Below are 18,693 nucleotides of genomic sequence, written 5' to 3' on the forward strand. Positions count from 1 at the left end.
GGCCCGGCTCAGGCGCCGGAAAAGCTCAGGATCTTGATGGCCAGGCTGACGAACACCAGCAAACTGACGAGCCAACTCCAGAACACCAGGGTTTCCCATAGGTGCCGGGCCCGTTGCCGCAAACCTTTGGGCGGGTCTTTTTCCGGCCGGGTCAGTGCCAGCAGCGCACCCAGCAACACCAGCCCCAGGCCAGCGACAAAGCCAGTGAAGAGTTCGTCTCCGTTGAGTTCAGGGTGTGCCACCGCCCAGCCGATCATGGCCGGGAACACCAGGGCACCCAGCGTCATTAAAGGCCAGGCCAGTCGACGCATCGGGTAGAGTCGTACCAGGGTTGCGTGTTGCAGGGTCATCAGTTTCATTGGGGAATGGAGTGCACCAGCGGTTGAATGGGCTAACAGTTCGAGTCGGGCCCATCCTGCCTGCTATTGGGGGCGGGTGTCCAGAAAGTCGCGCATCCAGCGTGCAATTCGCTCGCCCTGGTGGTCAACCGCCAGGCTCCCGACAACCGCCTGCATTTGCTCGGCGGTAATGTCGCCTTCACGGTAACCCAGCAACGCCTGCTGATAGTCTTTGGTAAACTCAGGGTGCCCCTGAAAACACAGCACCCGGCCCGGAATGTGATAGGCCGCGTAGCGACAGAAATCGTTGGTGAGCAGTGTTTCAGCACCCGGCGGCAGGGCCAGCACCTGATCGCGATGGCTGATCAGTAACGACACCGGTTCAGGCTGATCGACAAAGGCGGGCAGGTCAGCTCGGGCCTGGTCATCAAAATCGTAGGTCATCACCCCGAGTCCCCAGCCACGGTCGGCTCGCCCGGCGGCCCCGCCCAGGGCATGCGCCAGCAACTGATGGCCAAAACAAATGCCGATGATGGGCTTTTCAGCCTCATAGACGTCTTTGCAGTAGGCGCGCAACCGAACAATCCAGTCGTCGTCGGCAAAGGCATCGTGCTGGCTGCCGGTAATCAGATAAGCATCGAAGTCGTCGATTGATTCCGGGTACTTTCCGTCAATGACCGGGAAAACCTCGATATTCCCGCTGAAATCGACGCTGTTTAACAGGGTCGTGAACATCCGCCCATAGCTGTGATAGCTCGGTTTCAGTGCGGGTCGCAGCACATCGGTTTCCAGGATGGCCAGTTTCAAGGGAGCTGTCATAGGGGTCGGAAATTCCGCATCAGAAGTCGCAAGGCAGGGACAGTCGGCCACAGCAGGGCCAAACCCGTTAAGGGGCCATTATGGTTATGGCGACGCGGATTTCAAGCGGCTCCGGACGGAGCCGCCTGTTAGAGCGAAACCGATTTATTCGGCAACGATGGCCTCAAGGCTGATTTCAACGCGGCGATTAGACGCCCGGCCCGTGGCGGTGCTGTTGTCGGCGATGGGGCGCAATTCACCGTAGCCTTCAGCGGCAACGCGTTCAAACGCAATGCCCTGGCTCAGCAACACTTCGGCAACGCTGGCGGCACGACGCTCAGACAGCAGCTGGTTGTAGCTTTCAGCGCCGGTGCTGTCGGTGTGCCCCTCAATGGTGACCAGGGTGTTTTCATATTCCTGAACAACCCGGGCAACCGAGTTGAGCGTGTCCATAAAGTCGGGACGCAACTCAGAGCTGTCGGTATCGAAGGTGATGTTGCCAGGCATGATCAGGTTGATTTCGCCTTCTTCGGTGCGCTCTACCTGCACACCGCTGTTGACCAGCTCTTCGCGCAGTTCCGCTTCCTGCCGGTCCATATACAGGCCCACACCGCCGCCGGCGACGCCGCCAATGCCGGCACCGATCAGGGCACGTTTGGCGCGTTCTTCTTTCGGTGCGGTGGCTGCACCCAGAACGGCGCCAATCAGGCCACCAGCGATGGCGCCCTTGGACGCGCCGCTGACCTGTGATTCGCCCGTGTACGCATCAAGCGTTGTACAACCGGTTAACACCGCGCCAGACAGAGCCAGTGGCAGCGCCAGTTTATGCCAGGTATTCATCATTGATTCTCCGTTTCATACATCAGGGTCGGTCAGCTTGGGCTGCCCGAAAAATACAATGGAAAGGCTAATGCAGATCAGCGTTTAAATCGATGACTGATCAGGTCCAGCGGTAAGGCTGACGACTGTTTTGCCTCCTCCATCACAATATAGCTTTTAGACTCGCGCACGTGCGGCAGTGCCAGCAACAGATCACCCAGGTACTTGCGGTAGCTGGGCAGGTCTGTCAGCCGTATTTTAACCAGATAATCCGATTGACCCGACACCAGGTGGCACTCCTGCACGTAACTGAGACCATCGACCGCCTTGCGAAACTCATCAAACGCCTCGGCCGACTGATTCGACAGGGTGATCTCAATAAACACCAGCAAGCCCAGCCCCAATGCCTCGGGTGACAGTATGGCCTGGTAACCCTGAATCAGACCTGACTGCTCAAGCCGTTTTACCCGATCCATACAGGGCGTGGTCGACAGGCCGACCGTTTGAGCCAGATCGACATAGGAGATTCGGGCGTTATCCTGCAGCGTACGAAGGATCTTCAGATCGATTCGATCCAATTTACGGCTTTTGCCCGAGTCTGCAGAGGTTGGGTGGGTGGTGTCGGACATCGATATTCCCCGGAAAGTGTCTCCAGCATACCTGAGCGCCTGGCGCCGAGGCAATCCGCGTACTCCACGACGGACGCGGGTGGAGTTGACGCCAACCCGGCGACTTCGTACTATTGCGCAGCTCGCATAACCACACCGGACATTCCCGCAAATGCCCCGTGAAATCAATGGTTTGCGACGCCGACCTTTATCGGAGAGTAGCTCAGCTTGGTAGAGCACTACGTTCGGGACGTAGGGGTCGCAGGTTCGAATCCTGTCTCTCCGACCAACCTAATTTCAGCGTTACATCCAACACGATATCACGAGACGGGCGACCCGTAGGTCGCAGCAGGATGGCCTGTCCGTTCAATCCCGTCTCTTCGACCAACTTATTTGCAAGTCAAGTTTCGGAATTCGCAGCTGGCTATTTTGCCAGTCGTCCGCACCGGCCACCAGGTAGGGCTATCGAGGGTCGGCGTAAACCCATCCATGGGGCCTGGACCGCAGCATCCGTGCTGCGGACCACCCTCGATAGCCCTACCTGGCACCCGGCGCTAATTCTTTAGTTGCGAATCCCGAAACTTGAGTAATCGGATGCTAAGTCTTGAAACCCATCAGTCAATATCCCACACAGGCGCAAAACTCGGGCTTGCCAGCCTTAGTCCCTGGTCCAGTGTATCGATGCGGTTCATTTCCGAGACGGTCAGCTCCAGGTCCATGGCGGCCAGGTTGCCTTGCAGGTGGTGGCGCTTGGTCGATGATGGAATGGTGATGATGCCGCGTTCCCGAACCCAGGCCAGGGCCACCTGGGCGGGCGAGACCCCTTTGTTCTCGGCAATCGCATTCAGCACCGGGTCGTCGTTGACGCGACCTACCGCCAGCGGCATGTAGCCGGTGACCAGAATGTCGTGTTGCTGGCAGTGATCGACCAACTTGCGATTGTGCAGATAGGGGTGCACTTCCACCTGGTTGGTGAGCAGGCTGCCGGGGCCCAGTATCTTCAGGGCCTGGTCGATCTGAGCGGTGGTGAAGTTGGAGACGCCGATATGGCGGGTCAGGCCCGCGTCCTGCACGGCCTTAAGCTCACCCAGATAGACTTCCATGGGCACATCGTCTTCCGGGGCGGGCCAGTGAATCAGTAACAGGTCGACGTAATTCATGTTCAGGCGCGCGAGGCTTTTCTCGACGCTGGGGCGAAACAGGGCTTTGCTCAGCTGGTCTACCCAGACCTTGGTGGTCACAAACACTTCGTCCCGGCTGACCGGGCTGTCGGCAATGGCTTTGCCAACGGCGGCTTCGTTTTCATACATCTGGGCGGTATCGATGGTGCGATAGCCCAGCGCCAGTGCCGTGGTGACCGCCTGGTGAGAGACGTCGTCTTTCAGTCTGTAGGTGCCCAGACCGGGGTTTTTCAAGATGGCTTCCGACATTTCAGGCTCTCCGGCGTTACAATAGCAACCAATAAATAATGCGACAGATTGGTAGGGTGGGGGTGGTTTGCTGTGCTTAAAGGGTCGATCAGCCGCTGGCACTTCATATGGCCTGTCCACAAGAAGATAACGACATCATACGGGTGGTTATGAAGAAGCTGGGAATATTGATCGCAACGCTGAGCCTGCTGGGCTGCAACACGGGCAGCGAGTCTGAGGTGGAAGGCGCTGAAGCGGGACTAGCACTAACCGATGTAACACTGGAAGGCAAAGCGGGGACCGGTCGCTGGTACACCCGGGCCCAGGTTGAACGGGGTCGTGAGACCTTTGAGGAGTATTGTGCGGCTTGCCATGGTGCTAACGCCGAAGCGACCCCGAACTGGCGCACGCTCGATGCCAATGGCAATTATCCGCCGCCGCCACTGAATGGCACCGCGCACGCCTGGCATCACCCGCTGGCGGTGTTGTCGATGGTGATCGAAGAAGGAGGCGAACCGCTTGGTGGTGTTATGCCCGCCTGGGGCGATACGCTGAGTGAGGCCGAAATTGTTGAGGTGATTGCCAGCTTTCAACGTTACTGGCCGGATGAGATTTATCAGCTCTGGCTGGAACGCGAACGCGCCAGTCGCGGGCTGACGCCTTGAAGCGGCGTTAAAAAACCACACTGATCCGTATGGCCAACGGGATGCCCCGGTAAAAGTGCGTAATGTCATTGCTGAACCCTTCGCCACTGTAATCTTCCGAGAAACGAATGGTTGGCAGGGCAATAAACTCCGTCATGATCGGCCCCGCATGGGATTGCAGCGACAGCGGCGTACTGATGCTGAAAAAAGCGAGGCTGTCGCTTTCAATGCGGTCGCTGCCATCGATCAGTGGGTTGGCGTAGTCCCAGAGCAGCCAACCCGAACCAAAACCGCCACCGGCCTGCAAAGACAGGTGCTTGAACAGGGGCCAGCGTTTGCCCGCGGTCAGTTGCCAGCCGATAACACCCGGGTCTTCCAGAGTGTTGCCTCGTTCGTGATCAAATTCTGCGTCGAGGTAATAGGCAGACAGCGTGAGCTCCATCCCATCATCAAACCCGGCAGCGCCAATTTCATAACCGTGGCGACTGTGATAGGTGGATTGTTGGCCGATTTCCGGGAAATAACGGCCAACCCAGAACCGGCCCGAGTCGAATTCGGGTTCGTTCCAGCCTGAATGACCATCTATTGACCGTTCCGATGGGTAACCACCGGAATTGAGGATCAGGGTAGCTTCGGTGTCGGCATACCAGCTTGTGGATGGTTGTGACAGGTGGGTGATGTCGCGGTCGTCAGGGTTTTCCGACTGAGCCAGTTGACCGGCCTCACCAATACTGGCCGAGCGGATTCGCTCTGGTTGTGAGGTACAGGCTGTCAGCAAGGTGCCAAGCAGCACCAGGCTGAAACGAGCGTAACGGGATCCAAGGTAGGCGAACGCCATGACAATTTCCCTGAACAGTAGTGGTTGAGATCCATACAGTTGGGGAACTATACAACAGAGTGTTGTTCGCCGGTTAGCGGGTGTCCGCTTTATCTAGATTGTGTAAAGAGGTAAAGTTTCGGTTCGTTCCAAGAAGGAGCGGCAGGCATAAACGCCTGCGCAGCGAAAATAACAGATAACGAACAAGGAAACGTTATGACGAGCCAGTCCCAGACCGACACTCCGGTCACTTCCCGATCTTCTCTCAAGCCCATTCCCGTTGCCTTTAATGGCCGTGGCGGCGAATATTTCGGCATCTGGATTGTTAACATCGCGCTGACGGTGCTGACACTGGGTATTTACTCCGCCTGGGCCAAGGTCCGTAACAAGCGGTACTTTTATGGCAACACCGACGTTGCCGGTGCTTCCTTTGAATACCTGGCCACCGGTGGCCAAATTCTGAAAGGGCGCCTGATCGCTGTGGCGGTCTTTGTGGTCTTTTCTTTGCTGTCGAGCTTCATTTCCCCGGAAGTGTACGGCCTTTTCATGCTGGCTTTCATGGCGGCGATGCCCTGGCTGATTAACGCCGGCCTGCGATTCAATGCCCGATATTCCGCATACCGTGGCGTGCGTTTCCGCTTCACCGGCACCTACTGGGCTGCCTGCAAGGCGTTTTTTCTGTACCCGCTGCTGGGCATGATCACGCTGGGCATCATGATGCCGCATGCCATGCATTATGCCGCCCGGTATGTGGTTACCAACCACGCCTACGGCAACAAAGCCTTCAAGTTTGATGCGACGGTCAAGCAATACCAGTCGGTTGTGCTGGGCTTGGTGATCGGCATTATCGCGTCCATTGCGTTAATCGCCATCGGTTTCAGCCAGGCGTCTATTGCTATGATTGGGGTGGGTTACCTGGCTATTTACGGTTTGTCTCTGGCGTTCAAACCCTTGTTGTTCAATGTGTACTGGAAGGGTGTGAATCTGGAGAAAAATCGCTTTGAGGCCAATATGCCAGTCGGTCGTTTTATCTGGGTGTTTATCAGCAATTCGATTGTGGTAGCGCTCACTCTGGGTCTGGCCTTTCCCTGGGCCCAGGTTCGGCTGGCGCATTTGAACGCGAATTCTCTTACCTTCCTGCATGCCGGTAACCTCGGTAGCATCGCGGCCAGCCAGGCAAAAGAAATGTCGGCTGTCGGTGAAGAGCTGGGCGAAGTCTACGATGTGGATGTTGGCTTTGGCATCTAACGGACCTGTTGCAGGTCGCCGATGGCGGCCTTCAACTCCAGGCAGACTCTCACTATGACACAAACCTTCAGTGCCCACTTTTACCCCGAGGGTTTTGCCGACAGCCAAACCGTCACGGTATTGCTGGATGCCAGTGGCTGGCTGAGTTTTCAGGCGTTCGACAAAAAATACCGCTGCCCGTTCAACCGGGTTACGGTCAGCGACCGGCTGGGCCGGTCCCCGAGGTTTCTGACATTGCCCGAACTGGGCAGGCTGGAAACCCGCGACAACGACTTTGTTGATAGGGCATTGCGCCACTTTGGTCACAAGGGCGAACGTACCCTCTGGTTACCAAAGCTGGAGCGGGCGCCCTTGTGGATTCTGGGTCTGTTGATTGTGGTTGTTGTGACCGGCTGGGCTACCTACCGGCATGGCATTCCGGCTATGGCCCGGGTTACCGCACCGCTGGTGCCCGACAAGGTACGGGAGCTGGCGGGTAATGAGGCGCTGGGCTGGATGGAGCGCGGCTGGCTAACCCCCTCCCAATTGAGTGAAGAACGCCAGCAGGCACTTCGCGGGGCGTTCGATCGCCATTTTGGGGACCAACTGACCGGTCTGAACGTCCGTGTGTTGTTCTATAACAGTGATGCCTTTGGTGCCAATGCCTTTGCCCTGCCAGACGGCACGCTGGTATTCACCGATCAGTTCGTGGCGCTGGTCAATGAAGCCGAATTCTTGGCGGTCGCCGCGCACGAAGTCGGCCATGTCCGTCACGACCATGGCATTCGGGGCATCATCAGTTCCTCTGCCCTGGTCGCCGCCACCTTACTGATTACCGGCGACAGCGAGGCTCTCTCTGAAATCATCGTCACCGCCCCCTACGCCCTGGCGCAGCTCTCCTATTCGCGTGATATGGAAAGGGAGGCCGACACAGCAGCAATGGAATTGATGCAGGCCGCCGGTCTAGACCGACAGGCCTTCGCATCAGCCCTGCAGAAGATGATGGACAGCCACGGCGCCAATGAAGAAGGCTCCAGAGCCTGGGAAGAATACCTCTCCAGCCACCCCGCGACCGACGAGCGAATCAAGCGCTTCGAGTAGAGTTTTAGCCTGCCTGAAACCCAAGTTCGGAGTTTGGGTTGGTTTTGTTGCCAGGAGTTCATGTCAGCCACCGGGTATGTCTATTCGGGTGGTGCGACACATCGCTCGGCGTAGACCCGTCCATGGCGGTCCGACGTCTCGGGCCTAGATCGCAGCGTCCCTGCTGCGAACTACCCCGGATAGACATACCCGGCACCTGACACTCGGTTTTCTGCAAATTCCAAATTCAGTTAAAAGAATAATGTTCGTCAGGCCCAACAATCCGAAAGTATTCAGTTGCATCGGTACTTCTGAAAGGGTTGGCCCCAGTTAACCCAATCACCAAGTCGTTTATTCCTTGTCGAGCGCCGCATCCAGCTTAAGCGTACGCAACCTCAACGCATTACCTATCACTGAGACCGACGACAAACTCATGGCGGCTGCGGCGATCATCGGCGACAACAAGGCGCCGAAGATCGGGTAAAACAGACCGGCGGCGACCGGTACGCCCAGCGTGTTGTACACGAACGCAAAAAACAGATTCTGTTTGATGTTGCGCAGTGTGCCATGGGCCAGGGTGCGCGCACGCACGATGCCGTTCAGGTCACCTTTTACCAGGGTGATGCCGGCGCTTTCCATTGCCACATCGGCGCCAGTGCCCATGGCTATGCCGACATCGGCGGCGGCCAGGGCGGGTGCATCGTTCACACCATCGCCTGCCATGGCCACGGTTGCGCCCTGCTTGCGCAGTTCTTCAACCAGTTTTTGTTTGCCTTCGGGCGAGACGCCGGCACGTACTTCATCGATGCCCAGTTCACTGGCGACTGCCTGAGCGGTGGTTTCGTTGTCGCCGGTGGCCATGACCACGCGCATGCCTTGTGCCTGCAGGGCGCGAATGGCGTTGGCGGTGGTTTTTTTGACCGGGTCCTGTACAGCGATCAGGCCCGCCAGTTTGCCGTCGACGCCCAGGTACATGACCGTTTTGGCGGCTTTGCGCATTGCGTCGGCTTGTTTTTCAACGTCGGTTAAATCAATGCCTTTGTCGTCGAAAAGGGCGGCATTACCCATTAACAGGTCATGGCCGTCAACACGTCCGACAATGCCCTGGCCGGTCACCGAATCGAAGGTTTCAGGCTCTTGCAGTTTGGCTTCACGCTGCTTGGCTTCGGCCACTATGGCCTCGGCCAGCGGGTGTTCGGAGCTGCGTTCCAGGCTGCCGATCCAGCCGAGCAGGGTGGTTTCATCCTGGTCGTTCAGGGCGACCAGGTCGGTGACCTTGGGCTTGCCTTCAGTCAGGGTGCCGGTTTTGTCAACGATGAGGGTATCGACCTTGGCAAACCGCTCCAGTGCTTGGGCATCTTTGATCAGCACGCCCGATTGAGCGCCGTGGCCAGTGGCGGTCATGATCGACATCGGTGTTGCCAGCCCCAGGGCACAGGGGCAGGCGATGATCAGAACGGAAACCGCAGCAACAATGGCGTAGGCCATGGCCGGGTCTGGCCCGACCAGCGACCAGATGATGAACGCGATAATGGCGACGAGCACGACCGTCGGTACGAAGTAGCTCGCCACCCGGTCGGCCAGGCCCTGGATCGGCGCGCGCGAGCGCTGGGCCTGGGCCACCATGGCAACGATCTGTGACAGCACGGTTTCGGAGCCAACGCGTTCGGCGGTCATGATCAGGGTGCCTGTCTTGTTCAGGGTGCCGCCGGTGAGTGGATCGCCTTTGGTTTTTTCCACCGGTACCGGTTCGCCGCTGATCAGGGATTCATCCACGGAGGACTGGCCTTCGGCGACTACGCCATCGACCGGGATACCGCTGCCAGGTTTGACCCGCAAGCGGTCACCGCTTTGTACCTGGTCGAGCTGCACTTCCTCGTCGTCGCCGTTGTCGTTAATGCGCACGGCGGTTTTGGGGGCAAGATCGAGCAGAGCGCGAATGGCCGAGCCGGTGCGTTCGCGGGCTTTCAGTTCCAGCACCTGGCCGAGGAAGACCAACGCCACAATGACGGCAGCGGCTTCAAAATAGACCGGTACGTGGCCCGATTCCATGCGGAAAGCCGCGGGGAAGGCACCGGGCACCAGCGTGGCGACAATGCTGTACGCGAAGGCAGTACCCACCCCGAGACTGATCAGCGTCCACATGTTGGGGCTGCGATTGATGATGGAGTTCCAGCCGCGCACAAAAAATGGCTGAGCGGCCCAGAGTACGACCGGGGTGGCCAGTATCAGTTCCAGCCAAATAGCGGGCCCTTCACCCAGCCAGCGGCGAAACGGCAGCCCGATCATCGGACCCATGGTAATCAGCAGCAACGGGACCGCTGCGATCACGCTGATCCAGAAGCGTCGGGTGAAGTCGATCAGCTCGGGGCTGGGGCCGGTGTCTTCCAGTGAAGGGGTCATCGGCTCCAGAGCCATGCCGCATTTCGGACAGGTGCCGGGGCCTTCCTGCACGATTTCCGGGTCCATCGGGCAGGTGTATTTTGTGCCTTCGGGCATGGGCTCGGGCGCTTCACTCGGGTCGAGGTAGCGCTCCGGATTGTCCTCGAACTTGTGCTGGCAGCGTTCCGAGCAGAAATACTGTGCCTTGCCTTCATGCCGCGTCATGCCTTTGGGGCGGTCGCGCCGCACGGTCATGCCACAGACCGGGTCTTTGGCAGTCTCGAAGCCTTCGGGGTCGTTATCAAATTTGGTTTTGCAGCCAGCGCCACAAAAATAAAAGTCGTGGCCGTCGTGCTCGCTGTGATGTTTGGCGGTATCGGGCGATACGGTCATACCGCAGACCGGGTCGCGCAATTCCACGGTGTTGGTGTGTGCCTGGCTCATGGTCTCTCCTTCAAAGTGCAGTGTGCACAAGGATGTATGAGAGACAGGCTAGACCTTCCAGTGGTAGGAAGGTCAAGTATTCAGACGATTAATTTCCTGTGGATGTTCAATCTTCCCAAGGCCCTTTGGCAGGCTCAGCGCGAAAGGGGCTTAAAAAGGGGCTTAAACAGCAGGCACCGGCCCGGGTGCCTTGCGCAGATGACTGGCAAACGCCAGGTTTCTGGCCAGCCTGAGAAGGTGACGGTCGCTACCCGGTGGGCCGATCAGCGAAAACCCGACCGGGCCGCGAACATCGCGTAACCAGGGCAATGACACTTGCGGCAAGCCAGCCACACCCGCCACGGCGGTCAGACACAGGGTTTGACCGCGAATAAAGTCGACTTCTTCAGCGGGTGCCGAAATGGGTAGGGCTGACGCTGGTACGGTGGGCATGCACCAGATCGTATCGTCGCCGATCAGATCGCGAACGCGCTGGCGCAGGCCATTGAGGTTGGCCTGGGCGGCTTGGGCTTCCTCTGCAGTGATCTTTGCAGCGGCTTCAAAGCGCTCCGCGACACCCGGGCCAAACACGGGCTTGTTGGCCGTTATCCATTCACCGTGGGTTTGCCAGGCCTCAAAGGCTTGTACCACCTGAAACACCCGCCTGTAGCTTTCCAGCGAACCGATCGAGATGGACCGGGACACTGGCAAGCCCAATGACCGAATGGCCCCGCGCGCCTTGTGGGCCATGATGGAGTCCAGCAGTTCCATGCCATCATTGAGCAGGGCCACCTGGCTTGGAATCGGGGTGTCGGTGTCGGGTAACAGGGCATCGCCCACCGCCATCAGAATGTCGGCGCGCTGTGCCAGCCAGCCGACGGTATCAAACTGCGGCGCCAGGCTGCCCACACCGTCTCGGCTGACGGCCCCATGACTGGGGCGTATCCCGTACAGCCCACAATAGCTGGCTGGAATGCGGATTGAGCCACCGGTATCGGTGCCGATGGCGAAATCAACCAGTCCCTGGGCCACGGCCGAGGCGGATCCGCTGGATGAGCCGCCGGGGGTCGCATCTGGCACGGCCGGGTTCGGGGCAACCCCATAATGGTGATTATTGCCCGCCAGACTGTAGGTGAGCTCGTCTGTCTGGGTTTTACCTATCAGTTCAGCGCCCTGTGCCAGGCATCGGTCGATGCAGGCGGCATGGTGGTCAGCGACGGGGTGGGTGCTGGCCCACAGCGGGTGGCCCATGCCCATGGTGGATCCGGCCACGTCCATAACGTCCTTAACCGCGAAGCGCAGACCGGTTAAAGGCCCCGGGTGCGTGGGCGCAGCATGAACGGGGTCTTCAGTGATAATAGCGCTACAACGTTGCATGGCATGTTCCTCTGTACGATCCAGACGAGTCATAACGTTGCCACCAGCCCGTCGGCTCTGGGGTCGGCGGCTCCTTCGATCACCCCATCGGGGCGGTGCACCAGGGCGCCGGCGTGGCCCAGGGTGTCGCTGAAGGCTTCATCGAGTACTTCAACGTCATGTCCGGCGTTGCGTAATTGGTTGATCAGCGTCGGGTCGAAGCGGTTTTCCAGCTTCAGGCGGGTGTCGGTGTCGCCCCAGGTCCGCCCCAGCAGCCAGCGCGGTGCGGTGATCGCCTGCTGCAATGGCTGCCCGAACAGGGCATAGCGGCAGAACACCGCGGCCTGTGTCTGCGGCTGGCCTTCACCACCCATGGTGCCGTACACCATCGTGCGGCCGTCATCGAACTCGGCCAGGGCTGGGTTCAGGGTATGGAAAGGGCGGCGGCCCGGGCTGAGCGCGTTGCGGGAGGCCGGGTCGAGCGAAAAGCTGGTGCCCCGGTTTTGCCAGGTAACGCCAGTGCCCGGTACGACGATGCCCGAACCGAATTCCCAGTAGATGCTTTGAATGAAGCTGACCGCATTACCGGCTTTGTCGATGCAGCCGAGCCAGACGGTGTCGCCAGGCTTGGTTGGGTTGGGCCAGGGGCGCGCGCGGGTCATCGACAGGGTTTTGACCTGTTCGTTCAACGCCTCGGGTGTGAGCCAGCGTGCGGGCGAATCCGTCAGCCAGTCGGGGTCAATGCACTCCAGGTCACGCACGGTGAATGCGGCCTTGGTGGCTTCAATCAGGCCGTGCAGGTGGTCAAAGCCTTCGCCTTCGGTGATGTTCAGCCGATCGAACAGACCCAGAATGATCAGCGACGCCAGCCCTTGCGTCGGTGGTGGCAGGTTGTATACCGTGCTGCCGCGCAACTGGGTATGCAGTGGTTCGACCAGACGTGCCCGAAACGCCTCAAGGTCCGCACGCCGCACCGGACTGCCGAGTGCTTCCAGGCCTTGCGACAGGGTTTGGGCGAGGTCACCGCGATAAAAGTCGTCGAGCCCGGCGCGGCTGAGTTGGGCCAGTGTGTCCGCCAGGTCGGGCTGATACAGGATGTCGCCTTCGGAAGGTGGCTGGCCGTTATTGAGGAACACCTCGGCAAAACCGGGCTGCTGAGCCAGTTGCTCAAATTTGGCGCGCGTTAGCGCAGCCTGGCTCTGGCTGACCACGATGCCTTCACGCGCCTGCTGTTCGGCGGGGGCGAGTAAGCGAGAGACCGGGGTATTGCCACCGAGTTGATGAGCGACCTTTAATGCCTGTTGCCAGCCGCCGATGGTGCCCGCCACGGTCAGGGCCGCACGTGGTCCGCGGTTCGGGATGGTGGTTTCGCCTGCGCCCGTGTAAAAATCAATGTCGGCCGCTTGCCCCGCCGGACCGCAGGCATCGATGGCGATCGGCGTGCCATTGGCCGGTTTGATCAGCCAGAAGCCATCGCCGCCCAGCGCATTCATGTGCGGGTACACCACGGCGATGGAGGCCGCGGCGGCCACCATAGCCTCTACCGCGTTGCCACCTTCCTGCAGGACATCCCGCCCGGCCTGAGCGGCGCTGTGGTGGGGCGCGACGCAGGCGCCACCGAGTGTGCGTTTGGTGTGGATCATTACGGCTGGCTCCTTGCCCGGTTACTCATTGTTGAGCGCTCTGAGCGCGGAAGGCCCAGCCCGTCATGCGTTTTTCGATGACCACGAACAGGGCATACATCAGCACCCCTTCAATGGCCAGCGCCAGCAAGCCGGCGAACACCAGCGGTACCTCGAAGTTGGCCTGGGCCATCAGCATCATGTGGCCAAGCCCGGAATTGGCGGCCACGGTTTCGGATACCACCGACCCGACAAAGGCCAGGGTAATCGCGACTTTCAGCGAGCCGAAGAAATGCGGCATGGCGCCGGGTAAGCCGACTTTCAGCAGACGGTCCAATTTGCTGGCACCCAGGGCGCGCAGTATGTCGTCCATTTCCGGTTCGGTGGTGGCCAGACCGGTGGCGACGTTGACCACAATCGGGAAAAACGAAATCAGAAAGGCGGTGATGATCGCCGGTACCGAGCCGATGCCGAACCAGAGCACCAGAATCGGCACCAGGGCAACCTTGGGTATCGAGTTAAAGCCGACCATCAGCGGGTACAGCCCGCGATAAAGCCGGCGCGAACCGCCGACGGCAACGCCCAGTATTAATCCGAACACCACGGCGAAGCCAAACCCGGCCATGGTGGTCCACAGGGTTTGAATGGAGTTAATCATCAGGGCGCGCTGAAATTCGACCGCTGCCTGGGCAATTGCCGAGGGCGGTGGCAGAAAATACACGGGCAGTGAAAAGAGGTGACATACCGCTTCCCAGATCACGAAAAAGCCGATGATGATCCAGAACGACATCGCTTCTTCGCGGCGAAACCAGCCGAGCCAGTGTCGCACTCGTGACGGGCGCGGTGTGGTGGTTGCCGGCGTTGACGGGGTGCTTGTGGTCATGATGTGGCTCCCAGCACGGGTTTAGCAGCAGCCTGGGCTCGGGTGCCGCGAATGTGTTCCCGCAGGTCGTGCACATGGCTGACAAAACCGGGTTCAAAGCGAATGTCGAGGTCGCGCGGCTGGTCAAAGGTGATGTTCTGGCGCACCAGCATGCGTCCCGGCCGGGCACTCATCACATAGACGGTGTCAGAGAGGTAAACCGCTTCGGTCAGATCGTGGGTGACCATCAATACTGTAAACGTTCGGTGCTGGCGCAGCGTCTGCAACACCAGCCAGAGTTCTTCCTTGGTAAAGGCATCGAGTGCGCCGAAGGGTTCGTCGAGCAGCAACAAAGGCGGTTCGTGAATCATGGCGCGACACAAAGAAGCCCGCTGGCGCATACCGCCAGACAACTCCCAGGGGTACTTGCTGCCCATGCCCTCAAGGCCAACAGCGGTCAGCAGATCTTCTGCCTGGCGCCGGTACTGGGGCTTGCGGTGGCGAAAATCCGACTTGGTGGCGGGGGCCACTTCCAGCGGCAGCAGGATATTATCGAGCGTGGTGCGCCAGGGCAGCATAATGGCATTCTGAAACGCCATGCCGACCTGACTGCGCGGCCCGGTGACCGGTTCGTTGTCGATCAGAATCTGGCCTTCCTGGGGTGTCAGCAAGCCGGATAGCAGCTTCATAAAGGTTGACTTGCCACAACCGCTCGGGCCGACAATGGCCGCGAATTCGCCACTGTCGATGTGCAGGTCGATGCCATCCAGCACGATCTGTTCCGGGGCCATACCACCGTAGCCAAGGCGTAAACCTTCTATATCAATCACACTCATACTGCGGGCCTGTCGTAAATGAGACCAGGGCGCCGAGGCGCCCGTTTTGTTTGGGTAGCCTGTACTTATTGCAGCATCCGCTCTTCAGCGCTGGGCAAAAAGGCATCGGTGAAGATGTCGTCGACATCGGGTTTATTGTTGAAGTTGTAGGCAATGCCGATCTGATCGATGGCTTCGCGCATCCGCTCGGGGTCGATGTCGCCCATGCCATTGGCGATGACGGCATCGGTGAGGATGTTGTCGTCGATCGACATGATCAGCCGCTCCAGCTCGACTTCTTTGCGGGCAATGCTGTTGTGGGCCATTACGTATTCAACGGCCGCTTCCGGGTCGGCGATGGTGTCGCGCCAGCCGCGAATGGTGGCACGCAGAAACGCGGTGACCGCTTCGGGGTTCTCTTCAGCAAAGGTCGGGTTAACGATGATGGCATTGCCGTAGAGTTTCAGGCCGTAGTCGCTCATCAGCATGACGCTGATGTCATCGGCGTCGACGCCCTTGGATTTCAAATTAATGTAGGAGGAAAACGAGAAGCCGGTAATGGCGTCGACATCGCCCTGGGCCAGCATGGGTTCGCGCACCGGAAAGCCGACGTTTTCGATGGTGACCTGGCTGGCATCGATGTTGTTGGCCTCAACAAAGGCAGGCCACTGGGCGAAGGCGCCGTCGGTGGCTGGTGCGCCCAGGGTTTTGCCTTCAAGGTCGGCCGGTTCCATCACGCCCAGGCTCTTGCGCCCCACAATGGCGAACGGCGGGGCGTCGTACACCATCATAATCGCCTGAACCGGTACGTCAGAGTCCTGGTCGCGGAACTTAATCAGTGAATTGATGTCGGCAAAACCCAATTGGTAGGTGCCCGACCCAACCCGGGGGATGGCCTCCAGCGAGCCGCTACCGGTATCAATGCTGACGTTCAGTCCCTCTTCTTCATAGTAGCCACGGTCCATGGCCATCAGGTAGGGCGCTGCAGGGCCTTCGAATTTCCAGTCCAGTGCAAATTTGATATCGGTCGCAGAAGCGGCCGTGGCGCTAAGCAGTGCAACGACGCTGGCAACCAGAGATGCTTTGTTCATGGTGTTCCCCTGTGTGTGGCTTTAGGATTGGCCGGAGCCGGTACAGGGATATTGCAAAGGGCAGGCCAGTTGGCCGAACAATCATTCAAATCGGCGTAAGGCTGAAACAATCGTTTCAAAAGCCGGGTATCATGGGGCTTTACCGGCGTGGCCTTGTCACAGATACCTTCACTGCGCACCAAGTCGATCACCCTGCACCAGAACGCGCACCGTTTTGGCGCGGTGCCTGCTGTTCTGTTGCATTAACAAAGGTTCTCCGGGAATAACCACCCGGTGCATCCACGAACCAGGCATTTCAAGCTAGACTGTTTCAGTAGGGCTCAATCAGCCCGTTTCTTTCACAAGATTTCTGTTGGGTGGTATGGCATCAGAACATAATTCAGATCAGGCAGGTCGGTCGCCACTGGTCAGACAGCTTCATCATGAACGTCTCAACCAGATGTTCTGGGCCTTGCAGATATTCCTGCTGGTTGCGACCGTACAGAGTATGTCACTCGGCCGTGTTTCCTCTGCACTGGCCATGGCGGTCGCAGCGGGACTCTTGTTCCTGAGCCTTTGGCTGGTACGCCAGCAACATTATCAATTGGCCGCCACCTGGATGCTCGGGCTGATGACCGGCCTGTGTTACTACTTTCTATGGAGCAGCGACGGCCTGCGCGATGAAGCCGTGCTGGGTTACCCCGGCATTCTGGTCGTTGCGAGCATCATTGGTAACCGGCGTATTTTTATTGGTTTGCTGGCGGTTATGATTGGTAGTTTGCTGGTACTTGGTGGCGTCAATTCGATGGGGCTGCATCAGACCCGACCGGTCGAGAGCAACATCAACGTGGCTATTTTGCTGGTGTTGATCCTGTTGACGACAGCCTACTGTATTCGCCTGCTGGTCAACGACATTCGCCATCTGGTGACAGAGCTGAACGAAGAAAACCAGCGACGCCGTGAATCCCAGGCTCAGGTCGAGGCGCTTGTGAATCATGACAGTCTGACCGGTTTGCCCAATCGCATGCTGGCCGCCGAGCAGTTTGAACTGATGTTGCGTCACAGTGAGCGTGAAGGTCAGTCGGTGGCGCTGTTATTTATCGATCTGGATAACTTTAAACCCATCAATGATTCACTCGGCCACGGCGCCGGCGATGAATACCTGATTCAGATTGCCCAGCGCCTGGTGGATGAAGTGCGTACATCGGATGCGGTCTCACGCTTTGGTGGCGACGAGTTCGTGGTGCTGATGCCCGACCTGCCACCGGGAGAGTCCATCATCTCCCGGGCGGATGAACTGCTGCAAACGCTGCGCGAACCCATGATGCTGCAAGGTCACGAGCTGACCACCACGGCCTCGATTGGCATTGCCATCGCGCCGGCCGATGGTACCGACTTCGCTACTTTGCTGAGCAAGGCCGACATGGCCATGTACGAATCGAAGCGCGCCGGGCGCGACGGCATTCGCTATTACAACACCAGCATGAACAACGACGCCCAGGCTCAGGTCAAACTCATTTCAGATCTGCGCAAGGCGTTACACGGCAATGAGCTTTCGCTGCACTACCAACCCAAAGTCGATCTGAAAACGGGCAAGCTGTGCGGTTGTGAGGCCCTGTTGCGCTGGCAACACCCGACGCGCGGGAATGTGCCTCCCATCGAGTTTATCAGCCTGGCTGAACGGTCGGGTCTGATCATTGAGATCGGCATGTGGGTGATGCAACAGGCCACCGGGGCACTGAGCCGGTTTGATTCGGTCGGCCTGCCTGGGCTGACCATGGCGGTTAATGTGTCGTCATTGCAATTCAAGCGCGGTAACCTTGACCGGGTGGTTGAACAGGCTTTGACGGAATCCGGCATCGAGCCTCACCGGCTGGAAATTGAAATCACCGAATCGATGCTGATGGAACCCGGGGACGACATTGATCACACCTTTCACCGGTTGCAGGCGCTCGGCGTTACGTTCTCGATTGACGATTTCGGGACCGGCTATTCCAACCTGGGATATCTGAACAAGATGAAGATCGGCACACTGAAAATCGACCGGTCCTTTGTGTCGCAGCTGCAACTGAGCCCGCAAGACACCGCCATCGTCACCGCCATTATTCAAATGGCCAACAGCCTCAACCTCACCACCGTAGCCGAAGGCGCCGAAACCCAGGCCGAAGCCGAATTACTGGCCAGGCTCGGCTGCACTCAAGGGCAGGGGTATTATTGGGCCCGGCCAATGCCGGAAGCCGATTTTATTAAGTTTGCGCTGTCGCGCGGGTAACAGGCACCTGCTCTAGTTTCTTAAAGAACTCATATTAGAGGTCTCAAGTTTCGGAGTTCGGGTTACTTCAGAGGTGATCGTCCGCGACGGCTACCGGTTGTGCCTCTGCAGGGTCGGCGTCAATCCGTCCATGGAGCCTAGGCCGCAGCAT

16 protein-coding genes and 1 tRNA gene are annotated in these 18,693 nt (G+C 58.8%); 5 read left to right on the forward strand and 12 right to left on the reverse strand.

Annotated elements, in window-relative coordinates; all coding sequences use genetic code 11:
• Nucleotides 1-8: 8 nt before the first annotated feature.
• The 4 genes from ACHUE7_RS16095 to ACHUE7_RS16110 form a co-directional block, all read right to left on the reverse strand.
• The gene (locus tag ACHUE7_RS16095; RefSeq protein ID WP_394170895.1) at nucleotides 9-350 is read right to left on the reverse strand and encodes a hypothetical protein; all 342 of its coding nucleotides are present in this window, start codon (nucleotides 348-350) and stop codon (nucleotides 9-11) included.
• 72 nt (nucleotides 351-422) lie between these two features.
• Nucleotides 423-1,157, reverse strand: coding sequence for a glutamine amidotransferase-related protein (locus ACHUE7_RS16100; RefSeq protein ID WP_394170896.1), 735 nt, complete (start codon nucleotides 1,155-1,157; stop codon nucleotides 423-425).
• Nucleotides 1,158-1,301: 144 nt separating this feature from the next.
• Nucleotides 1,302-1,976 carry an OmpA family protein gene (locus ACHUE7_RS16105; RefSeq protein WP_463559046.1) on the reverse strand — a complete coding sequence of 225 codons (675 nt, stop codon included), beginning with the start codon at nucleotides 1,974-1,976 and terminating at the stop codon, nucleotides 1,302-1,304.
• A 77-nt stretch (nucleotides 1,977-2,053) separates the two neighbouring features.
• On the reverse strand, nucleotides 2,054-2,584 hold the full coding sequence (locus tag ACHUE7_RS16110) for a winged helix-turn-helix transcriptional regulator (protein WP_127559161.1): 531 nt from the start codon (nucleotides 2,582-2,584) through the stop codon (nucleotides 2,054-2,056).
• A 191-nt stretch (nucleotides 2,585-2,775) separates the two neighbouring features.
• Between ACHUE7_RS16110 and ACHUE7_RS16115 the strand changes: the two genes are divergently transcribed.
• Nucleotides 2,776-2,852, forward strand: a tRNA-Pro gene (locus ACHUE7_RS16115).
• Nucleotides 2,853-3,177: 325 nt separating this feature from the next.
• Here ACHUE7_RS16115 and dkgB read toward each other — a convergent pair.
• Nucleotides 3,178-3,993, reverse strand: coding sequence for a 2,5-didehydrogluconate reductase DkgB (gene dkgB, locus ACHUE7_RS16120; protein WP_394170898.1), 816 nt, complete (start codon nucleotides 3,991-3,993; stop codon nucleotides 3,178-3,180).
• 149 nt (nucleotides 3,994-4,142) lie between these two features.
• Between dkgB and ACHUE7_RS16125 the strand changes: the two genes are divergently transcribed.
• A complete protein-coding gene (locus tag ACHUE7_RS16125; protein WP_394170900.1) occupies nucleotides 4,143-4,637 on the forward strand; it encodes a c-type cytochrome in 495 nt (164 codons plus the stop codon).
• A 7-nt stretch (nucleotides 4,638-4,644) separates the two neighbouring features.
• On the opposite strand, the gene ACHUE7_RS16130 is transcribed toward ACHUE7_RS16125, so the two are convergent.
• The gene (locus tag ACHUE7_RS16130) at nucleotides 4,645-5,454 is read right to left on the reverse strand and encodes a hypothetical protein (RefSeq protein ID WP_394170901.1); all 810 of its coding nucleotides are present in this window, start codon (nucleotides 5,452-5,454) and stop codon (nucleotides 4,645-4,647) included.
• 195 nt (nucleotides 5,455-5,649) lie between these two features.
• Between ACHUE7_RS16130 and ACHUE7_RS16135 the strand changes: the two genes are divergently transcribed.
• Nucleotides 5,650-6,681, forward strand: coding sequence for a YjgN family protein (locus ACHUE7_RS16135; protein ID WP_394170902.1), 1,032 nt, complete (start codon nucleotides 5,650-5,652; stop codon nucleotides 6,679-6,681).
• 54 nt (nucleotides 6,682-6,735) lie between these two features.
• Nucleotides 6,736-7,761 carry a M48 family metallopeptidase gene (locus ACHUE7_RS16140; RefSeq protein ID WP_394170903.1) on the forward strand — a complete coding sequence of 342 codons (1,026 nt, stop codon included), beginning with the start codon at nucleotides 6,736-6,738 and terminating at the stop codon, nucleotides 7,759-7,761.
• Between the two features lie 330 nt (nucleotides 7,762-8,091).
• Here the strand turns inward: ACHUE7_RS16140 and ACHUE7_RS16145 are convergent, their stop codons facing one another.
• The 6 genes from ACHUE7_RS16145 to ACHUE7_RS16170 form a co-directional block, all read right to left on the reverse strand.
• The gene (locus ACHUE7_RS16145; RefSeq protein WP_394170904.1) at nucleotides 8,092-10,566 is read right to left on the reverse strand and encodes a heavy metal translocating P-type ATPase; all 2,475 of its coding nucleotides are present in this window, start codon (nucleotides 10,564-10,566) and stop codon (nucleotides 8,092-8,094) included.
• A gap of 162 nt (nucleotides 10,567-10,728) precedes the next feature.
• Nucleotides 10,729-11,922, reverse strand: coding sequence for an amidase (locus ACHUE7_RS16150; RefSeq protein ID WP_394170905.1), 1,194 nt, complete (start codon nucleotides 11,920-11,922; stop codon nucleotides 10,729-10,731).
• Between the two features lie 29 nt (nucleotides 11,923-11,951).
• Complete coding sequence (locus ACHUE7_RS16155) at nucleotides 11,952-13,544, reverse strand: gamma-glutamyltransferase family protein (protein WP_394170906.1); 1,593 nt, start codon at nucleotides 13,542-13,544, stop codon at nucleotides 11,952-11,954.
• A 25-nt stretch (nucleotides 13,545-13,569) separates the two neighbouring features.
• Nucleotides 13,570-14,406: an ABC transporter permease gene (locus tag ACHUE7_RS16160; protein WP_394170907.1), complete on the reverse strand. Its 837-nt coding sequence runs from the start codon at nucleotides 14,404-14,406 to the stop codon at nucleotides 13,570-13,572.
• The gene (locus tag ACHUE7_RS16165) at nucleotides 14,403-15,221 is read right to left on the reverse strand and encodes an ABC transporter ATP-binding protein (RefSeq protein ID WP_394170908.1); all 819 of its coding nucleotides are present in this window, start codon (nucleotides 15,219-15,221) and stop codon (nucleotides 14,403-14,405) included. Before ACHUE7_RS16165 ends, ACHUE7_RS16160 begins: the two co-directional genes overlap by 4 nt.
• 65 nt (nucleotides 15,222-15,286) lie before the next feature.
• Nucleotides 15,287-16,291, reverse strand: coding sequence for an ABC transporter substrate-binding protein (locus ACHUE7_RS16170; RefSeq protein ID WP_394170909.1), 1,005 nt, complete (start codon nucleotides 16,289-16,291; stop codon nucleotides 15,287-15,289).
• Nucleotides 16,292-16,652: 361 nt separating this feature from the next.
• Between ACHUE7_RS16170 and ACHUE7_RS16175 the strand changes: the two genes are divergently transcribed.
• The gene (locus ACHUE7_RS16175; RefSeq protein ID WP_394170910.1) at nucleotides 16,653-18,542 is read left to right on the forward strand and encodes a putative bifunctional diguanylate cyclase/phosphodiesterase; all 1,890 of its coding nucleotides are present in this window, start codon (nucleotides 16,653-16,655) and stop codon (nucleotides 18,540-18,542) included.
• Nucleotides 18,543-18,693 lie beyond the last annotated feature (151 nt).

Origin of the sequence: Saccharospirillum alexandrii, from assembly GCF_043641555.1 — a bacterium.
In the GTDB taxonomy this organism is placed as follows: Bacteria; Pseudomonadota; Gammaproteobacteria; order Pseudomonadales; family Natronospirillaceae; genus Saccharospirillum; species Saccharospirillum alexandrii_A.

What these genes read in the sequence shown, in the direction of transcription:
- ACHUE7_RS16095 (WP_394170895.1), bottom strand. Translation starts at nt 350, where the DNA reads ATGACCCTGCAACACGCAACCCTGGTACGACTCTACCCGATGCGTCGA.
- ACHUE7_RS16100 (WP_394170896.1), bottom strand. Translation starts at nt 1,157, where the DNA reads ATGACAGCTCCCTTGAAACTGGCCATCCTGGAAACCGATGTGCTGCGA.
- ACHUE7_RS16105 (WP_463559046.1), bottom strand. Translation starts at nt 1,976, where the DNA reads ATGAATACCTGGCATAAACTGGCGCTGCCACTGGCTCTGTCTGGCGCG.
- ACHUE7_RS16110 (WP_127559161.1), bottom strand. Translation starts at nt 2,584, where the DNA reads ATGTCCGACACCACCCACCCAACCTCTGCAGACTCGGGCAAAAGCCGT.
- dkgB (WP_394170898.1), bottom strand. Translation starts at nt 3,993, where the DNA reads ATGTCGGAAGCCATCTTGAAAAACCCCGGTCTGGGCACCTACAGACTG.
- ACHUE7_RS16125 (WP_394170900.1), top strand. Translation starts at nt 4,143, where the DNA reads ATGAAGAAGCTGGGAATATTGATCGCAACGCTGAGCCTGCTGGGCTGC.
- ACHUE7_RS16130 (WP_394170901.1), bottom strand. Translation starts at nt 5,454, where the DNA reads ATGGCGTTCGCCTACCTTGGATCCCGTTACGCTCGTTTCAGCCTGGTG.
- ACHUE7_RS16135 (WP_394170902.1), top strand. Translation starts at nt 5,650, where the DNA reads ATGACGAGCCAGTCCCAGACCGACACTCCGGTCACTTCCCGATCTTCT.
- ACHUE7_RS16140 (WP_394170903.1), top strand. Translation starts at nt 6,736, where the DNA reads ATGACACAAACCTTCAGTGCCCACTTTTACCCCGAGGGTTTTGCCGAC.
- ACHUE7_RS16145 (WP_394170904.1), bottom strand. Translation starts at nt 10,566, where the DNA reads ATGAGCCAGGCACACACCAACACCGTGGAATTGCGCGACCCGGTCTGC.
- ACHUE7_RS16150 (WP_394170905.1), bottom strand. Translation starts at nt 11,922, where the DNA reads ATGCAACGTTGTAGCGCTATTATCACTGAAGACCCCGTTCATGCTGCG.
- ACHUE7_RS16155 (WP_394170906.1), bottom strand. Translation starts at nt 13,544, where the DNA reads ATGATCCACACCAAACGCACACTCGGTGGCGCCTGCGTCGCGCCCCAC.
- ACHUE7_RS16160 (WP_394170907.1), bottom strand. Translation starts at nt 14,406, where the DNA reads ATGACCACAAGCACCCCGTCAACGCCGGCAACCACCACACCGCGCCCG.
- ACHUE7_RS16165 (WP_394170908.1), bottom strand. Translation starts at nt 15,221, where the DNA reads ATGAGTGTGATTGATATAGAAGGTTTACGCCTTGGCTACGGTGGTATG.
- ACHUE7_RS16170 (WP_394170909.1), bottom strand. Translation starts at nt 16,291, where the DNA reads ATGAACAAAGCATCTCTGGTTGCCAGCGTCGTTGCACTGCTTAGCGCC.
- ACHUE7_RS16175 (WP_394170910.1), top strand. Translation starts at nt 16,653, where the DNA reads ATGGCATCAGAACATAATTCAGATCAGGCAGGTCGGTCGCCACTGGTC.